Source organism: Lysobacter sp. Root690 (assembly GCF_001427785.1).
Lineage (GTDB): Bacteria > Pseudomonadota > Gammaproteobacteria > Xanthomonadales > Xanthomonadaceae > Lysobacter.
Genome location: NZ_LMHM01000016.1, coordinates 35,657 through 53,199, shown reverse-complemented (window position 1 = coordinate 53,199; position 17,543 = coordinate 35,657). Strand labels below are relative to the sequence as shown.

The 17,543-nt window shown below is 65.1% G+C and carries 12 protein-coding genes; 1 reads left to right on the top strand and 11 read right to left on the bottom strand.

Annotated elements, in window-relative coordinates; all coding sequences use genetic code 11:
- Positions 1-123: 123 nt before the first annotated feature.
- The 11 genes from ASD86_RS18025 to ASD86_RS17975 all read right to left on the bottom strand — a co-directional run bounded on the left by ASD86_RS18025 (position 124) and on the right by ASD86_RS17975 (position 15,898).
- Complete coding sequence (locus tag ASD86_RS18025) at positions 124-3,267, bottom strand: discoidin domain-containing protein (protein ID WP_056113748.1); 3,144 nt, start codon at positions 3,265-3,267, stop codon at positions 124-126.
- Between the two features lie 195 nt (positions 3,268-3,462).
- The gene (locus tag ASD86_RS18020; protein WP_036112987.1) at positions 3,463-4,299 is read right to left on the bottom strand and encodes a carbohydrate ABC transporter permease; all 837 of its coding nucleotides are present in this window, start codon (positions 4,297-4,299) and stop codon (positions 3,463-3,465) included.
- Entirely contained in the window at positions 4,296-5,174 is an 879-nt protein-coding gene (locus ASD86_RS18015) for a sugar ABC transporter permease (protein WP_056113745.1), read from the bottom strand. The genes ASD86_RS18020 and ASD86_RS18015 overlap by 4 nt, the downstream gene beginning before the upstream one ends.
- Positions 5,171-6,484, bottom strand: a complete 1,314-nt coding sequence (locus ASD86_RS18010; RefSeq protein WP_235567805.1) for a sugar ABC transporter substrate-binding protein — start codon at positions 6,482-6,484, stop codon at positions 5,171-5,173. The genes ASD86_RS18015 and ASD86_RS18010 overlap by 4 nt, the downstream gene beginning before the upstream one ends.
- Before the next feature lie 187 nt (positions 6,485-6,671).
- Positions 6,672-8,348, bottom strand: coding sequence for a glucoamylase family protein (locus tag ASD86_RS18005; protein WP_056113742.1), 1,677 nt, complete (start codon positions 8,346-8,348; stop codon positions 6,672-6,674).
- 123 nt (positions 8,349-8,471) lie between these two features.
- Positions 8,472-11,498 (bottom strand): TonB-dependent receptor, encoded by a 3,027-nt coding sequence (locus ASD86_RS18000; RefSeq protein WP_082578474.1) that lies wholly within the window; start codon positions 11,496-11,498, stop codon positions 8,472-8,474.
- Between the two features lie 102 nt (positions 11,499-11,600).
- Positions 11,601-12,641, bottom strand: coding sequence for a LacI family DNA-binding transcriptional regulator (locus tag ASD86_RS17995; protein ID WP_235567804.1), 1,041 nt, complete (start codon positions 12,639-12,641; stop codon positions 11,601-11,603).
- A gap of 321 nt (positions 12,642-12,962) precedes the next feature.
- Positions 12,963-13,247, bottom strand: coding sequence for a BolA family protein (locus ASD86_RS17990; RefSeq protein WP_036113238.1), 285 nt, complete (start codon positions 13,245-13,247; stop codon positions 12,963-12,965).
- A 2-nt stretch (positions 13,248-13,249) separates the two neighbouring features.
- Positions 13,250-13,549 (bottom strand): YciI family protein, encoded by a 300-nt coding sequence (locus ASD86_RS17985; RefSeq protein WP_056113735.1) that lies wholly within the window; start codon positions 13,547-13,549, stop codon positions 13,250-13,252.
- 286 nt (positions 13,550-13,835) lie between these two features.
- Positions 13,836-15,191, bottom strand: coding sequence for a peptidoglycan-binding protein (locus ASD86_RS17980; protein ID WP_056113731.1), 1,356 nt, complete (start codon positions 15,189-15,191; stop codon positions 13,836-13,838).
- 134 nt (positions 15,192-15,325) lie between these two features.
- Positions 15,326-15,898: a hypothetical protein gene (locus ASD86_RS17975; RefSeq protein WP_082578472.1), complete on the bottom strand. Its 573-nt coding sequence runs from the start codon at positions 15,896-15,898 to the stop codon at positions 15,326-15,328.
- Positions 15,899-16,484: 586 nt separating this feature from the next.
- On the opposite strand from ASD86_RS17975, the gene ASD86_RS17970 reads away from it, so the two are divergent.
- Positions 16,485-17,438, top strand: coding sequence for a ScpA family protein (locus ASD86_RS17970; RefSeq protein ID WP_056113728.1), 954 nt, complete (start codon positions 16,485-16,487; stop codon positions 17,436-17,438).
- Positions 17,439-17,543: the final 105 nt, after the last annotated feature.

Below are 17,543 nucleotides of genomic sequence, written 5' to 3'. Positions count from 1 at the left end.
AGGCCGTGTGTGCGCGTTGACGACCTGACCTCACGACACAGATACCTGACGAGCTACTACTGAACCCCTCTCCCGCGCGCGGGAGAGGGGCTGGGGTGAGGGCCACGCGTGCAGCGCACCGCCCTACTCAATCTCCACCACAACCCGCGCCGGCACCCGTTCGATCTTCAGTTCGCCATCCACCCAGTCTCGTTCGCGCCCATCGACAAGAGTCTTGCCCGGCGCGCGCTCGAACGGCCACTTCACCATCACCCCGCCCGGCGGCGGTTGCAGACCGGGCGACAACTCCAGCGACACGCGCTTGCCCTCGCGCTTGAATCGATAGCCCAGCGCGCCGTACGGCGTGCGCAAGGCCTCGACCGACACGCCCTCGCCGTCCAGCCACGCCGCCGGCACGCCGGCCGCGATCACCAGCGCCTGATCGACATCGCGGGTGTAGGCGAACATGTCCAGCGCCGAGCGCACATAGTCCGACTCGACCCAGGCATGCGGCAGATCGCCGACGAAGAACGGTTTGCGCGGCGTGCGCGAAACCACCTCGGCCCACTGGTTCCAGCCGCGCGGCTGTTGGTCCTTGAAGAAGAAATCCAGCGCCTCGTGAGCGCGATCGCGCCAACCCAGGCGGACGAAACTGCCGATCGTACGCAACTCGTACGGGGTGTAGTCCTTCCACTCGCGACGCCCGTCGCGACGATCGACGAACTCTTTCCAGTAGCGCTCGAAGGTGTTGTTCAATAAGGTTTGCGGCAACAAACCCTGCTCGCCGCCGGGCGCGAGCGCGATCGTGGTCGAGGTCGCATCGAAATCGCCGAGTTCGGCCGCGCCGGGGATGTAGTCGATGCGGTGCTGCTGCGTGGCCGATTCGATCGAGCGGTACAAGTCCTCGCGGAACTGATCGCGCGAGGCGGTGTAAGCCCCGACCGCCTCGTCCTCGCCGAGCCACTGCGCGATCTCGACCGCGTCCTTGTAACCGCGCAAGGCCCAGAAATTGTCCCAGTACGAATGCATCGGCTTGGCCGAATAGCCCTCGTGACTGATCGAGGCCGGCATCATGCCGTAGAAGGCCGGATTCAAGGCGCGATTGGCGTCGGTGCGCTCGCTCAGCCGCAGTTCGTCCATGTAGCGCACCGCGCCTTGCACGTGCGGCCACATCGCCTTGAGCAGTTCGCGATCGCGGGTGTAACGATAGACCTCGGCGACGGTGAAGATCAGCTCGCCGTGGCTGTCGTTCTCCGGCACCGGATCGCTGCCGCGGTCGTCGACGCAGCACGGCACCTTGCCGTTTTCGAACTGATACGGCGCATACCAGCGCAGGAAATCCTCGGCCACGTCCTCGCGGCCCATGCGCAGCAGGCCTTCGCCGATCATCGCGCCGTCGCGGATCCAGGCGCGCGCATACGAACGCGTACCCGGCTGCAGGCGCGGGCCTTCGCGGCTGATCAGCATATGCGCCAGTCCGGTGCGCAAGGTGTCGACCACGTGCTGGCCGGCCGGCGGCACCCGCAGCTTCACCCGGTCGAGTTTGTCGCGCCACATTCGCGCGGTCGCGGCCTGCCACTTGATCGCATCGGCGGGATCGAAACTGGGCAACGACGCGCCCGGATCCTGCGGCAGATAGATGAACACCTCGCGGCTTTCGCCCGCGGCCAGGCGCATCGGATACAACATCGCACCGGAGGCCAGGCCATCGGGATCGGTCACCTCGGTCGCGGCGGACGAAGTCCGTCCCGAACGCAGACGACCGACCACGTCGCCGCTTTGCAAGCTCGACACCAGCGCGCCCGCCACCGGCGTCAGCGACTGCACGCCGGGATTGCCGTTGACGGTGGCCAGGCCATTGCCGACGCCATCGCGGGTCTCGTCGGCGACGTCGATGCGCAATTTACGAATTCGGCTGACCCCGCCGGTGGTGCTCAGGAACTGGGTCGGTGGATTGACCTGCAAGGGCCGCACCGCCAGCGCCAAGGTCAGCGCTTGCGTCTGCCTGGTGGTGTTCTGCACGCGATAGCGGGCGACGATCTGTTCCTGCCCCTCGAATTCGGGCGAAAACGCGGTGACGGTCAGCTTCAGATCGCCGGCGTCCCAATGCACGCTCGGGATCGGCAGATAGCCGTCCTGCAGACTCTGGGTGATCGCCACGTCGGCCCAGGTCTTGAGTTCGCGCGTGGTTCCGTTTTCGCGCAGCAGCAACGGCTCGACGCTGAAACCGGCCTTGTAGACCTCGATTGCGCCGTCCTCGCCGATCAACCCCTGCTGCAAGCCGCCGTCGGTGCCGATGATGGTCCAGTACGGTTGCTCGCCGCTGAAACCGCGCGGATAGTCGCCGCGCGGCGCGCGCTTGGCCAGTTCCTTGACGAAATCGTTGGGCGTGGCCGCGAACGCCAGCGGCTGCACAGTCAGTTCGGCCAGACCGAACCCGAGGCCGAGACCGCGGATCGGCACCACGCGCAGATAGCGCGCCTCGGCCTCGGGCAAGGCGATCAGATCGGTGCCGCCATCGCCGTGATCGACATGCCCCGCATTCTCGCGCCATCGCTTGCCGTCATCGGACAGATCGATGCGGTAATCGGAGGCGAATTCATCGTCGGCCCACCGCAGCACCACGCCGCCGAACTCGCGCACGCGGCCGAGATCGAGCGTCAACGCCGGCTCCGGATCGGTTTCGAAACCCGCGCGCCAGGCGGTGGCCGGATCGCCGTCGATCGCGTAGTCGGCGCGGCTGCCTTGCGCGGTCGTGGTGGCGACGACGGTTCCGGTCAACGCCGAGCCGTCGTCCTTGGCCAGCGGTTGGAAGGTCAGCTGATCGAAACACACCGAGCCCTTGCCGCCAGCGCTGTTGTAGATCGTGAATTCGAGCTTGGCGCTCTTGCGCAACACTGGATCGGGCGCCGGTCCCCAGGCGCGACTGATATGCCGCTGCTTGTAGACCACCGGCGTCCATTGTTTCGGATACTCGTACTTGGGCCGGTTCACCCACCACACGTTGTCGCCACTGGCATCGACCAGCTTGAACTGCAGATCGTTGGCCGGCGAATCGCCGCGCATCTGGAACGCGAACTGGTAATTGTCCGGGTACTCCAGCGGCAATTCGCGCTGCAGGCCGGCGTAACCGGATACACCGTTGAAATCGTAATCCAGGCACAACGCGCGGCCGTGGCTGCCGTCGACCGGGCGAAGGCTCGCGCTGACCTGATTAGACGTCACCACCGTCCACGGCTTGGCCGATTCGAAATCGTCGAGCACCCGCGGTTGCTGCGCGAACGCCATGCCGCTGCTGCAACACAACGCGAGCAACGACGACCACGCCGCTCCCGCTAAAGCCTTGGCGCCGACACGCCGCGCCGACCGGGACGACGCGGCGCCTGGATGCCCTGCGGCGACAACCCGCGCCACGACCGATGGGTAGCGTTCCGACATCGCGTTCACTCACCTTGTTCGCGCCGCATCATCGCGGCAGACGGTTCAACCCTTGACGCTGCCGACCAGCAGACCTTGCAGGTAGTGGCGTTGCAGCACCAGGAACAGCAACAGCACCGGCACCACGGTGACCACCGAGCCGGCCATCATCATTTCGTTGTCCTGCACGTGTTCGCGCGACAGCGAGGCCAACGCGACCGGCAAGGTCTGCAGGTTCTCGTCGCTGAGCACGATCAACGGCCACATGAAATCGTTCCAGGCGCCGAGAAAACTGAAGATCGCCAGGGTCACCAGGATCGGCCGCAATGCCGGCAACACGATCTGGAAGAAGATGCGCAACTCGCCGGCGCCGTCGATGCGCGGCGCCTCCAGCAATTCGTCGGGAATCGAGCGCGCGTATTGGCGCACCAGGAAAATTCCGAAGATCCCGGCCATGCCCGGCACCACCGCGCCGGCATAGCTGTTGATCAGGCCCATCTGCTTGAGCATCAGGAACAGCGGCATCATCGAGACCTGCGCCGGAATCACCAGCGCCGCGAGCAGCACCCGGAACACCCGCTCGCGCCCGCCGAAATCGAGCTTGGCGAAGGCGTAACCGGCCAGGGTGTTGAGCAGCACCGCGATGATCGTGACCAGGGTCGAGATCAGAAAACTGTTGAACAGGTAGCGCCCCATGCCCATGCGCGCGAACAGTTCGTGATAGTTGTGCAAGGTCGGGCTGGACGACCACAGCGGCGGCGGAAACGCACTCGCCTCGCCGGGCTGCATCAGCGAAACCGCGAACATCCACAGCAGCGGCGCCAGACTCAGCGCGGCCAGGCCGACCAGCAGGCCGTTGACGATCGCTTTGGCCAGCCACGCCGGCATCCCGTCGCGATTCATTCGACCCCCTTGCGCCGCGCGATCCACATCAAGCCGCTGGTCGCCACCGTCATCAACACGAACAGCAGGAACGCCACCGCCGAAGCGTTGCCGAGGTTCCACCACTTGAAGCCTTCCTCGTACATCAGGTACAGCACGCTGACCGTGCTCTGCAGCGGCCCCCCCTGGGTGATGACGTAGGGTTCGGCGAACAACTGGAAGTAGCCCGCCAGGGTCAGGATGCTGACCATCAACAGCACCGGCCCGAGGATCGGCAAGGTGATATAGCGGAACTGGCGGCCGTGGCTGGCGCCGTCGATGCGCGCGGCTTCGTACAGGTCTTCCGGAATCGCCTGCAGGCCGGCCAGGAAGATGATCATGTTGTAGCCGAAGTTCTTCCACACCGCGAACAGGATGATGCTCGGCATCGCCCAATGCGGGTCGCCGAGCCAGTCGATCGGATCGATCCCGACCCACGACAAGGCCCAGTTCACCAGGCCGTAGCGGGTATGGAACAGATAGCGCCAGATCACCGCGACCGCGACCACCGTGGTCACCACCGGCGCGAAGAACGCGGTGCGGAAGAATGGCTTGAAATAGCCGAGCTTGGAATGCAGCAGCAGCGCCGCGCCCAGCGACACGCCGATCGACAGCGGCACGCCGACCACGACGAAATACATCGTGTTGCCGAGCGCGCGCCAGAACAACGGGTTGTTGAGCAGGTTGATGTAGTTGTCGAAGGCGACGAAGCGCAGGTTGTCGATATGCGCCAAGGCGTAAATATCGAAATCGGTCAGGCTCAACGCCAGCGCGGCCAGTACCGGCAGGCCGAAGAACAGGCCGATCACGGTCAATGCGGGCGCGGCGAACACCCAACCGGCGGTGGACGGTTTCATCCGCCCTCCTTGCCCGCGACGGGTTTGCCCGCGACCGGCGCGACCGTGGGTTTGATGGTCTGGTGATCGAGCATCCAGCGGCGCTTTTCCAAAATGCGGTCGGCGCGGCGATCGAGCTCTTCCGCCGCCTGATCGACACTGACCCGCCCGTTGGCCAATTGTTCGCCGACCAGTTTGATCTCGGTCGCGATGCGTTCCCACTCCGGCACTTTCGGCGCCGGCCGCGCGCGTTCGAGCTGATCGCCGAATGCGCGCGCATACACGTCATTGGCCAGGGCCGGCGTGGCCCAGGCGGCGCGCCGCGGCGGCAGGTTGCCGGTCAGGCCGTGGAAGCGCACCTGCACTTGCGGTTCGGACAGATACGAGATCAGTTTCCAGGCCGCGTCCTGGCGCTTGGAACTGCGGAACAGCACGAAGCTCGCGCCGCCCGCGACCGAGGCGCCCAGGCCGTGTTCGCCGGGCAGCGGCATGGTCATCCACGAGGCCTGCTGTTCCGGCGGCAGGCGCTTCTTGAATTCGGCGATGTTCCAGGGGCCGTTGACGTAGAAACTGAAATAGCCGCGGCCGAATTCGTTCCACACATTCGCGATCTGGGTGTTGCTGGCCAGCGGCGCCCATTTTTTATCGAACACTTCGCGATAGAAGGTCAGCGCGCGCTTGAACCCCGGGCTGCGGAAATTGCCGTAGCGCCCGTCGTCGCGCAGCAGCGGATCGGGCGACTGGATGCCCAGGTTCAACAGCGGCTCGGCTTCGTTGAGCGGCAGCAGCGCGGCATAACGGTCGGGACCGACCTCGCGCTTGATAGCGGCCATGGAGACTTTCCATTCGGCCCAGGTCTGCGGCGGCCGCGCGATGCCGGCCTGCTTGAGCAAGTCTTGGCGATAGAACGGCAATCGCGTTTCCACGTACCACGGCACCGCGTACACGGTGCCGCCGATCACGCCGGTGTCCCAGGCGCCGGCGAAATAATCGCGGCTTTGCAGGCCCGGCGTCTGCGCCAGGCGCGGATCGAGCGGGATCAAGGCATCGAGCAAGGCGAACTCGGACACCCAGGTATTACCGATCGCGCACACGTCCGGCAAGGCGTCGCCGGCGAACGCGGTCAGCAGCTTCTCGTGCGCGGCGGTGATCGGCAGTTGCTGCACTTCCACCCGAATGCCGGGATTGCGCCGCTCGAACTCCGGGATCAGCTGAGTGACGACTTCGCCCTCGTAGCCCATCGCCCAGAACCGCACCAGTTCGCGCCCGTCGTCGCGCTGCGAGCAACTGCCGAGCAGCACGACCGCGCATACGAGGATCGAACCTCGCAACCACCCGCAGCGCGCGCCACCACCAAGCCCACCGCGAAACAGTTCCCCCCTTTGCAAAAGGGGGGCTAGGGGGGATGCGCTTTTAGCAACAATGTCGCGAGAACTCCCAGTGGGCAAACGCCGCCAGAGCGAGCCCACCAGCGCCCGCACACGCCCAGCTGCATAAGCCGCCACCACGCTCACGCCGTCATTCCGGCTTCGGCGCATTCTGCTTCACCGGCGCATTGGTGCGTCCGGAGCGCGACTCGGCTTCGCCCAGCGCGCGCGCCGTGGCCGGGTCCATGGTTCCGGCAGGCTGGGCATCAGCCTTGGCCTTAGCCTCGCCCTCGCCCGCTTTCTTATCCTTGCCGTCCTTGCTGTCTTTTCCCTGCGCATCCGCCGGCGTCAGCCAGCCACCCTTGAACCCCGCGCGCTCCAGACCGCTGCGGATATAGGGATTGCGCTTCATCACGTTCCAGACGAATTCGTTGCGGTAATTGCTGATCATCGCCAGGATCGGGCCCTGATCGATACCGATGTAGTCGCTGGCGACCCAGCCGTGATCGGGCACCAGGCGTCCGGTCTTCAACGGAATGTCGTAGTTGAAACTGGGATTGAACGAATCCAGGAAGCCGTAGCTGGAATAGATGTACTCGCCGTAGCGCTCGTGCATCGCCACCGTGGTCGGAATCACGATCTCCGGCGCGAACGGCAAGGACGCGATCGCCGCGGTCGGAGCGATGGTGCCGTCGTCGAAGTTCTCGCGCAGGCCGGCGCCGCGCGCCGAATAGTGGCGGAACTGACGCTGCTCGCCGCGGTATTCCTGCAAGGTCTGCTGCGGGCCGTCGCTCGCGGTCAGGCCCCACAGCTCCGGGCCGTAGCCTTCCCACTTCATCGGATTGGCGATCGCATACGCGCGCTGCGCGTACGCGGCGCGGCGGCTGTTCTCGAAATAGTCGATGCCGCGCTCGCGGATGTATTCGTCCTGGATGCCACGGAAATCGATCCAGACATGGCTGTACTGATGGCCGAACAAGGGACCGAAGGCGAGGAATTCCTCACCCTGGTACACGCCCCACACGTCGTTGTAGGTGCGCGTCCACACCGTCCACGCCTCCGGCTCGACCGGATGCGACGGCGAACCCAGCGCCAGCACGTACAGCAGCATGGCCTCGTTGTAGCCCATCCAGTCGTGCTTGATGAAACCGCTCTCGGGGAACCAGCCCATCGAGATCAGCGGCTTGTTCTGCTGCAGCCAGGTCCAGTCCACGCGCTTGTACAGCGTGTCGGCGATGTCGCGGATTTCTTTTTCGCGCGGATCGTCGCGGTCGTAATACGACTGGGTGAACAGCACGCCCATCATCAACAGGCCGGTGTCCACGCTCGACAGCTCGACCCAGCTGTTGAAACGCTCGCCCTTCTGCATGTCGAGGAAGTGATAGTAAAAGCCCTTGTACGCGCCCTTGCCGGTCGGCTGCGGGCCGCTGGGCAGATCGCGCAGGAATTTCAGAGTGGTCAGGGTGCGATCGACCGCCTGAGTGCGATTGACCCAGCCGCGCTCGATACCGATCGGGTATGCGGTCAGCGCGAATCCGATCGAGGCGATGCTCGCGAACGGCCGCGACGGATAGCGGTCGGGGGTGAGCCCGTTTTGTTCGTTGGTGGTGTCCCAGAAGAACTGGAACGTGCGTTTTTCGATATCGCGGAACAACGGCGGCAGCTCCAGCCGTTCCTGCTTGAGCGGTTCGATCACCACCGGCTCCGGACTGACGATGGGCTGGGTCTGCGATTGCGTTTCGGGTTTCTTGCATGCGGACAAAGCGAGCAACAACGTGCTCAGAACAGCGAATGAGACTGCACGTGTTGTCGGCTTGGCGCGTTGCATGAAACTGGAAACCCCTGTGTTGTGTGCGAAACGAAACGCGGGTGACCTGGTATTTGACCGGCAAAGCCGCCGCTGGTTCTTTGCCGATGCCGGCCATCCGCGCTCGGATGGCCGGCATGCGGTTTACCAGTTGAAGCCCATCGACAGCTTGAAGCTGCGGGTCGGCAGCGCGATGTTGTCGCGACGCTCGCCCAAGGTCGGATTCGGCGAACCGACCGCGCCGCGGTAGGTGTCGTAATCGATGTAGTTACGCCAGTTGAAGACATTGAGCACGTCGCCGCGCACCCACAGCTTGAAGTCCGTGCCGGTGTCCCATTCCTTCTGCAGAGCCATATCGAATTGCTTGAACCCGATGCTGTCGCCCGGCGTATAGGGATCGAAATAGCAGGCATTCGGGCCGTTGGCGATGCAGTTCAACGACTCTTCGGCCTCCGGACTGGCCAAAACCAGCTTGCCCGAAAACGTCATGCCGTAAAGATCCATGATGCCCGTGGCCACGAAGCGATGCTTGGAGATGCCCAACGCACGAGTGAAACCGACGTTGTCCAGATTCGGATAATCGAAAGTGAAGATGTCGGAGTTGTTACGGTTTTCCTTGGCGTCCGTGTAGGTGTAGGCAAAGCTCACGCCCCAGCCCGACTCCTCGGTGAAGGGCTTGTCTAGCGACAACAGCACTTGGTTGGTTTTGGTCTCCACGCCGTTGTTGCCGAGGAAGAACTTGCCGTAACCCGGCAGATTCTCACCGAACGGCGCACTGCCGAAGCTCACGCCCGGCGGATAGAAACTGCCGTCGGGACGGCGGTTTCCGAGCGAGAAAATGATGCCGTCGTGGCTGCGGATATGTACCAGGGTCGCCGAGGAATTCCACTCCTGGCCGAACATGGCGAAGCCATTGCGCATGCCGAGGCTGAACTGGTCGGAATACGGCGTCTTCAGATCGTTATTGAGCAGGAACACCTCGCTACCGGCGTTCGGTCGCTGGCGCGCGAGTGCGGCCAACGTCTCGGGGTCGTAGAAGCTCGGATCAAAATTGAAGCAGTTGCCGCCCGGAGTGACCGTGCAGGCGTGATTGGGTGAATTGAACTGGTAAGTGATCTGCTGGAACGCCAGGCGATAGCTTTCGAATGACAGATAGTCGAACTGATTGCGATTGTAGGAGCGGCCAGCACCGCCGAAGATCACATGCCGCTCGTCGCCGTTGAGATCGTACGAAAACCCCAGTCGCGGCTGCCACGCGTCCTTGAACGCCTTGCGGTTGCCGCCGTTGCTGATGTAGTTGTTGATGTTGTAGTCGACGCCCGGATTGTTGATGTTGCTCCAGCCGCGCAAGGCATTGGCCAGATTATCCGGGGTACGGAAATCTTCGTAGCTCGGGGTGGTCTCATAGTCCCAACGCAGGCCGAGGTTCAAGGTCAGGTGTTCGTTGACCTCCCAGTCGTCCTGCAGATAGATGCCGAACTGCTTGTTGCGCGATTTCACGCTCGGCGGGAAATTGCCCGCGCTGCCGGAAAACAACACCTCGTAGGGCGTGGCGAAGTTGCGGATGTCGTAGCGGAACTGCGGCGAATACGGCTGCTTTTCCATGGCATTGATGTCAAGCGCCTTGTACTTGAAACCGGCCTTCACGGTATGGCCGGTCCAGCCGTTCCAGGTGAAATCGTTCTGCAGCGCGTAGCCCTTCTGGCCCTTGTCCTGGAAATCGCCACCGCCGCCGAAATTCAGCACTTCCTCCATGTCCGGGTTGTTGCGCGCTTCCTGGCCTTCGCGCGGCACACGCAGGTTGAAGCCGTTGATCAGATTGGCCGGGCGCGGACCGAAGGTGACATCTTCATAGGTCAGGTGGGCGTCGTTGAGCCAGCTCTCGGCGCTGTACTGATAACGAAGGTCCAGACGGGTTTCTTCGCCAGCCTTGAGCGTGCCGTATTCGGCGAGCCGGGCGCCGCCGATATTGGTCAGCTCGTCTTCCTTGCGGTACTTGGCGGTGAACTCGATGAGGTGATTGTCACCGGGAGTCCAATCGATCTTGCCGAAATACAGATCTTCCTTGAACGGCGCGCTAGGCGACTGCCGCGCCATTTCCTGGAACTGCGCAGGCAGTTGGTCGATGCGAAAGTTACGTCCGGGAGTAATCGCGCGCGGTGATTCGTACTCCTTGGCCTCGTAGGTCACGAAGAAGTGCATCTTGTCCTGGATCAGCGGACCGCTGAAGGACGCGCCGTACTGCTCCTGCTTCTGCTCCGACTTGGGCACTTCACCCTTTTCCTCGCGCACGGTCTTCGCCGTCCACTGGTCTGAGGTGTAATCCCAGAAGAAACTGCCGTGGAAATCGTTACCGCCGGACTTGGTCACCGCGGTGATGCCGGCGCTGCTGAGCTGGTCGTACTCGGCCTTGTAGTTCGAAGTGATCACCTTGTACTCGGCGATACCCAACTGCGGGAACGGATTGCCGCGGCTGGAATCTTGCCCGGTGATACCGCCCTTGAGCACATAGTCCTTCTGGCCGACGCCGTCGACATAGACATTGATGCCGCTGCTGAGCTGAGCGCCGCTGCGCAGCGTGGTCGAACCTTCGGTGCCGGTGGTGAACTGCACGCCCGGCACGATGTCGGCGAAAGCCAGGAAGTTGCGCGAGGCCTGCGGCAACGAAGCGATCTGCTTGTTGCTGACGTAGGTCGCGATTTCGGACGTCTTGGTTTCGACCAGCGCGGTCGAGGTCACCGTGACCTTGTCCAGATCGGTCGCCTCGCCCGCCGGCGCGGTCTCCGCGACGCCGCCGGTCGACAGGTTCAAGGTCGCCGACTGGCCGACCGCGACGGTGACGTTGCGGGTATTGCTCTGGCCATCGGCATTGACGTCGATGCGGTAGGTGCCCGGCGGCAGGCCGGCCAGGGTGTAGTTGCCGTCGGCGGTGGTCTGCACTTTGCGGACCAGGCCGCTGGCGGTGTTGGTGGCGGTCACGCTGGCATTGGCGGCGGGACCCGCGTTGCCGCTGATCGTGCCGCGAATGGTCGCGGCGGTGCTCTGCGCCAGTGCGACCGGCGCGGCCATCGCCAGGCAGCTGGCGAGCGCGCAGGCCAGCAGGTTGCGGCCGGTGTCGAAGCGGAAGCCGGATCTGGGGCGGTGCGGGGTTTGCGGATTGGTCTGATTCATGAGCGTTCCTCCCTCCAAGGAGCACGTACTGCAAGGTTGCGTGGTGGTGCGGCTGTTCTGGTGTAATCGCTTACACGCGCGACCAAATTTTTTTCGACGCGATCAGGCACCGCCCCCTCGGCGAACTCCCGACTCGCGCACGATCAATTCCGGCCGCAACGGCTCGCTACGCCGCGGTTCTTCTGGGTTGTGTTGCGATTCCTGCACGCCGGTGTCCGCGCTCAGTCGCGTCAACAGCAGACGCGCCGCGCGGGCACCCAACTCGGCGATATTGACCCGCATGGTCGTGAGCGTCGGGTGGACGTAACGGGCCAGCGGGATGTCGTCGAATCCGGCCAGGGCGATGTCGCCCGGCACGTTGACACCCGCTTGCACGAACGAAAACAGGCAGCCCAACGCCATCATGTCGTTGGCCGCGAACACCGCATCGGGCCGTTGCCCGGCGGCGAGCAACGCCTGCCCGGCGGCATGGCCGGAGGCTTCGTCGAACGCGCCCGGCAGCACCCATTCGGTCGAATCCGGCAGCAGGCGCGCGAGCGCTTCGCGGTAGCCGCGCAGGCGCTCGTGGGCGTCGAAATTGTCTTCGGGGCCGGCGATGAAGGCGATACGGCGATGGCCGCAGGCGATCAGATGCTCGGTCATGGCCTGCGCGCCGCCGTAGTTGTCCACGCTCAGCGACAGCACGTCCGGCGATGCGTCCTGGGTGTTGATCAGCACCACCGGCAGCGCCGAGGCGAGTTCCTCGACGATCGACACCTGCGCGGCGGCATACGGCGACATCACCAGCAAGCCGTCGACCCGGCCGCGCATCGCGCGCAAGGCGGCGACTTGCTCGTCCGGGCGGCCGTGATAGCTCGACACCAACAGATGCAGACGGTGTTCGCGCGCGACCAGATCGACGCCGCGCACCAGTTCGGAAAAGAATTCGCCGTGCAGATCGGGCAAAACCACACCCAGGGTGTGGGTGCGCCGGCTGCTGAGGCTACGGGCCGCGGCGTGCGGCGTGTAGCGCAGGTCGTTGGCGACCGCGAGCACGCGCCGACGCACGTCCTCGGCCACGTTGCCGTGACCGTTCAAGGTCCGCGATACGGTCGCCACCGACACTTGGGCCGCGCGGGCGACATCTTTGATCGTCACGCTCACCACTGTCCTGGCCGCCCCTCGCGGTTGGAAAGTGCGACGACTGTAAACGTTTTCAGGAATGAGTGTAAAGCGCTTGTTATATAAAGCGCTTAGGGCGTCCGCGCTGGACCGCGGCGTGCTGCGATGCAGCACGAAGTGCCGTCATGGTCGGCGGCGAACACGCAACGCGACATGCATTGACATGCTCGGTGCGAGGGTCGATACGCAAACCAAACGTATGCGTCGCGAACGCGATGGTGTCATCGTCGGCGACAGCAGGATCAGACCAGCGTCGCAATCCGCGCATCGCTTCGCCCGATCCAACAGTTACTAATGCGCCGCCTACGACCGCGCCGCTTCCTCGGGCGTATGCGCGCTGATCGACAGCGCGTGGATGTCGGTGGTCATCAACTCGCCGACCGCCGCGTACACCGCTCGATGGCGCGCGATCGGAGCGAGCCCGGCGAACGCCGCGCTGACCACGGCGACGCGGAAATGCCCGCGCCCGTCCTGCGCGCCGGCATGACCGGCATGACGATGACTTTCGTCTTCGATCTCCAGCGCGGTCGGCGCCAACGCGGCCTCGATCGCCGCGCGGATCGCGGCGACGCGCTGATCGCGCGGCAAGCTCACGGCAACACCTTGCGGAACGGACGCACTTCGACCCGCTCGTACACGCCGGCGGCGACATACGGATCGGCATCGGCCCAGGCGCGCGCGGCCTCCAGCGATTCGAACTCGGCGACGATCAGGCTGCCGCTGAAACCGGCCGGACCCGGATCTTCGGCATCGATCGCCGGGCACGGTCCGGCGAGCAGCAGACGGCCTTGATCGCGCAGCGCGGTCAAACGTTCAAGATGCGCCGGGCGCGACGGGCCGCGCTTGGGCAGCGCGTCGGGGAAGTCGTAGCCTTCGATCAGATACCACATAAGCCCTCTTCGCGAGGCGTCGCGCGCGGCGGCGCCCCTGTGAATTCCAGCGATGGCGGACGCCATCGTCGCCTGCGTCAGGCGCGCTCATGATACATCCGCGTTCGCGCATCGATCCGGACCGGATCGGTCGGCTCGATCTGTCCAGGCAGCGCGCGCCTCGCATACGCGTTCACCTGCGACGAATACAGACACCGTCGACAGCGCTGTCGACTCGATCGCAAAAAACAAACGGCCCGCATCGTCACGATGCGGGCCGTCGATAACGCGAATGCACGAAAGCGGCTTACGCCACCATCGACTTCGCCGGCTGCTGCGACTGCGCCGGCTGCTGAGTCTGCTGCGGCACGTCCTGCTGCAGCTTCTGGGTCGATTGCTCGATCGTCTGCTGGGTCGCCTGCTCCTTATTGACGAAGGCGCGATGGCTGGCCGGGTTGCCGAGATCGCCCTGCACCGCGAACAGGCCGGTGCCGTTGGCGTTCGGGACGACGTGGTCGATCTTGTTCAGACCGCTCACGCGCGCGTCGTAGGTCAAGGTGGCCGCGGCGCGTTCGAGCGCGGCGTGGTCCTTGAAACCGGCCTGCGGGCCGAGCTTCTCCAGGCCTTCGACCGCCTGCTTGTACATCGCGTTGTTCGGATGCGCGGCGTCCGACAGCAGCGGGCCGCGCACGGCCGGATCGGCGCTGCCGGGAGTCTTCGCGTCGGCGGTCTTCGGATCGGCGTGCGGGTGGGCGTGATCGGGCTGTGCGGCCTTGAGCGCCTTGAGCGTGTTCGGGCCGGCGATGCCGTCGACTTCGAGCTTGTGGTCGCGCTGGAAGGCTTCGACCGCTTCCTTGGTGTGCTTGCCGAACTTGCCGTCGGTGCCGAGCGCATGGCCCTGCGCGTCCTTGTAGCCCAGCGCGTTGAGCCGTTCCTGCAGCGCCTTCACCTCGGGACCGTGCTCGTCCTTGCGCAGCACGCCGTCGGCCATTGGCGCGGCGGCCGTGGTCGAACCGGCGCCGCCCGGGCTATGCACGTTGCGGCCGTTGCCGGAGACGTTGCTGACCTGGGTCTGGCCGGTGGCGTTTTCCTGGTGCGGCGGACGCTTGTCGGTGGTGATCGCGCCGTTGGCCATGTCGCGCACGTAGCGCTCCATCTGCGGCAGGTAGCTGGTGTTGATGTCGATGTGGACGTGCTTGCCGAACGCGTTCGGGTTGCCGTTGTTGAAGCCGCCCTGGACACCGAGCGGCTGGCCGTATTCGACCTGCTGCCCGACCTTCAATTCGGTATTGCGCAGGTCCATGTGGCGGTACTGCGCGATCATCTCGCGGCTGGGATCGTTGGCCGGCTTGTCGTAGATCTGGACGATGCCGTCGCTGGGGTCGATGCGGCCGATGTAGCCGTTGGCCACCGCCGGCACCTTCACCGCCGAGGAATTGCCGGCCTGCAGCACGAAATCCTTGGACACGTAGTAATCGCCGTCGCGCGAGACGGTCGGGGTGCCGGCGTAGTTGCCGAGCAGCTCTTCGCGCTCGCCGTTGACCGTGCCGTAGACGCGGCCGCGCTCGTTGCCGCGGCTGGGGTGGTGACGCTCGATGTCTTCGTAGTCGTGGACGTGCTGGACGCCGCTGCCGACCGATTCGACGATCTTGTAATTGGGCATCGTACTTCTCCTTGTCGATGAACTTCAGATTTGGGCGCGCGTGCCTGCGATGGATTCGAGGCCCGCGTTGCTGCGACTGCGTTGTGATCCAGGGATCGGTACGGCCCCGCCTGGGTCGAGCAGGCGGGACGGGATCAGCGCAGCTGCTGGGTGAGTTGCCAGCAGCCTTGCTTGAATTCGAATACGTAGGCTTCGGGTTTGCCCAGGGTCTTGGTCACTTCCTCGTCGGGCGAAAACTCGGCCTTGACGAAATCCACGCGCATGCGGTCGCCGCTGAGCGTGCGGTCCATCTTGATCCGGGCGAACTGGCCGGCGTCCTTGCCCGGTTCGTTGTAGGACCACTGGCTGTCGACCAGCGCGATCCGGAACGGGCCGGGCGCCTCGGAACTCAGCACCTTGCTCGGGTCCTTGATGTCGCGGACCTCGACGGTCGGCGCGCTGTAGGCGGCGCGTACCGGCGCTTCGTAGACGAACTGCTCCAGGAAGCTGGCGAAGCCGTCCTCGCTCTTGGCGCAGGCTTCGGCCGGCAACTGCACCGCCGGCGCGGCGGACGCGGCCGTGGACGCGGCGGGCGCTGCAGCGGCGGCCGTTGCAGGCGCTGCGGCGGGCGCGGCCGGTGCCGGCGCGGCGGGTGCCTCTGGTGCAGCGGCTTTACAGGCCGTCAGTGCCAACACCAATACGGCGATGGCGGTCCTTGCTGGTTTCATGGTGCGTCCCCGGTCCCTTATTTACCCCAGACGTCAGTCTAATGCGGTTGCGGACAGATTTCGCCGTCGGCGCGGCGGCCGGCGGCACTGGCCGAAGAGCGGTCGACCGCCCCGCCGCGCGGGCCGAACCCGACCGATCGGGGCTGAACACCCGCCCGTTGCGGACAGCCGCGCCGGCCGCGGCATTCATACCGGCGCTGGACACTGCCGCCCCCAGCCCTTACCCTAAACCTCAATTGCCGTCAGGCCGGATGCAGCAAGCCCCGTCGCGACCGGAACCCCACACCGTCGCCACGTCCGCACCCGTACTTCCCCGCACATCATCGGTGCGCCAGTACGCAGTGCATCGCTGCAGAGCACCGGTCCGCGCCCGCAACCCCCTTCAGTCTTACGCCGCCACGCCCCGCGTGTCGGGCAGGCCGGGGCCGTTCGGGCCAAGCACCCGCCTTTTATGAGTGGTCCGTAGCACCCGTAGGGACGCTTCGATCCGGTCTTGCACGACCGGGCCGCGTGCGTTCCGATGCGGCCCGGCGCCGCATGCATCGTCGCAACAGCAGTGCCCACGGCCCGGAGGGGCCGGTCTCGAATGACCAACGAATCCGCGCTCGCCGCGACCGAATCCAATGTGGGGCCAAGCCCGGGCCCGACCGCGCCTCAGCAGCAGGAAATGCCGCTGGCGGTGGTGCATGGCCAGCCGGTGCTGCAGATCCCGCAGGACCTGTACATCCCGCCGGACGCGCTGGAAGTCATCCTGGAAGCCTTCGAAGGCCCGCTCGACCTGCTGCTGTACCTGATCCGCCGGCAGAACCTGGACATCCTCGACATCCCGGTCGCCGAGATCACCAAGCAATACGTCAACTACATCCAGGCCATGCACGAAATGCGTTTCGAGCTGGCCGCCGAATACCTGGTCATGGCCGCGATCCTGGCCGAGATCAAATCGCGCATGCTGCTGCCGCGCGCGCCCAACGAAGAAGGCATCGAGGAAGACCCGCGCGCCGAGCTGGTCCGCCGCCTGCAGGAGTACGAGCGCTTCAAGCAGGCCGCCGAGGACATCGACGCCCTGCCCCGTCAGGACCGCGACACCGTGCCGGTGCAGGCGTTCGTGCCGGACCGGGCCTCGGTCAAGCTGCCGCCGCCGGTCGACCTGAAGGAAATGCTGCTGGCCCTGCACGACGTGTTCAAGCGCGCCGAGCTGTACACCCAGCATGCGATCAAGCGCGATGCGCTGAGCGTGCGCCAGCGCATGGGCGAGCTGCTGACCCGCATGAGCGACGGCGTGTTCCACCGCTTCGAATCGCTGTTCACGGCCGAGGAAGGCAAGCTCGGGGTGGTGGTGACGTTCCTGGGCCTGCTGACCCTGGCCAAGGAACAACTGATCGAGATCGTCCAGGAGCTGCCCGACGACGCCCATTCGGGCGCGACCAAGCCGCCGGCGCCGATCTACGTCAAGTCCCTGGCGCTGATGAAGGACCCGGACGAAATCGAACTGAGCAGCGAGTTCGACGACGCCGCCAACGACGACGACCGCGCCTCGTGATCGCCCGCGCCCGACTGTCCGCGCCCCGGACCTCGCCAGCGCCCGGCACATCATCGCCATCCGTAGCATCCGGCTCGTCCGCTTCAAGCCAGAAGGGCTGATCCG

Excerpts from the sequence above, each read along its gene's own strand:
- ASD86_RS18005 (WP_056113742.1), bottom strand. The coding sequence starts at position 8,348 with ATGCAACGCGCCAAGCCGACAACACGTGCAGTCTCATTCGCTGTTCTG.
- ASD86_RS17970 (WP_056113728.1), top strand. The coding sequence starts at position 16,485 with ATGACCAACGAATCCGCGCTCGCCGCGACCGAATCCAATGTGGGGCCA.
- ASD86_RS17975 (WP_082578472.1), bottom strand. The coding sequence starts at position 15,898 with ATGAAACCAGCAAGGACCGCCATCGCCGTATTGGTGTTGGCACTGACG.
- ASD86_RS17985 (WP_056113735.1), bottom strand. The coding sequence starts at position 13,549 with ATGTGGTATCTGATCGAAGGCTACGACTTCCCCGACGCGCTGCCCAAG.
- ASD86_RS18020 (WP_036112987.1), bottom strand. The coding sequence starts at position 4,299 with ATGAATCGCGACGGGATGCCGGCGTGGCTGGCCAAAGCGATCGTCAAC.
- ASD86_RS18025 (WP_056113748.1), bottom strand. The coding sequence starts at position 3,267 with ATGGCGTTCGCGCAGCAACCGCGGGTGCTCGACGATTTCGAATCGGCC.
- ASD86_RS18000 (WP_082578474.1), bottom strand. The coding sequence starts at position 11,498 with ATGAATCAGACCAATCCGCAAACCCCGCACCGCCCCAGATCCGGCTTC.
- ASD86_RS17980 (WP_056113731.1), bottom strand. The coding sequence starts at position 15,191 with ATGCCCAATTACAAGATCGTCGAATCGGTCGGCAGCGGCGTCCAGCAC.
- ASD86_RS18015 (WP_056113745.1), bottom strand. The coding sequence starts at position 5,174 with ATGAAACCGTCCACCGCCGGTTGGGTGTTCGCCGCGCCCGCATTGACC.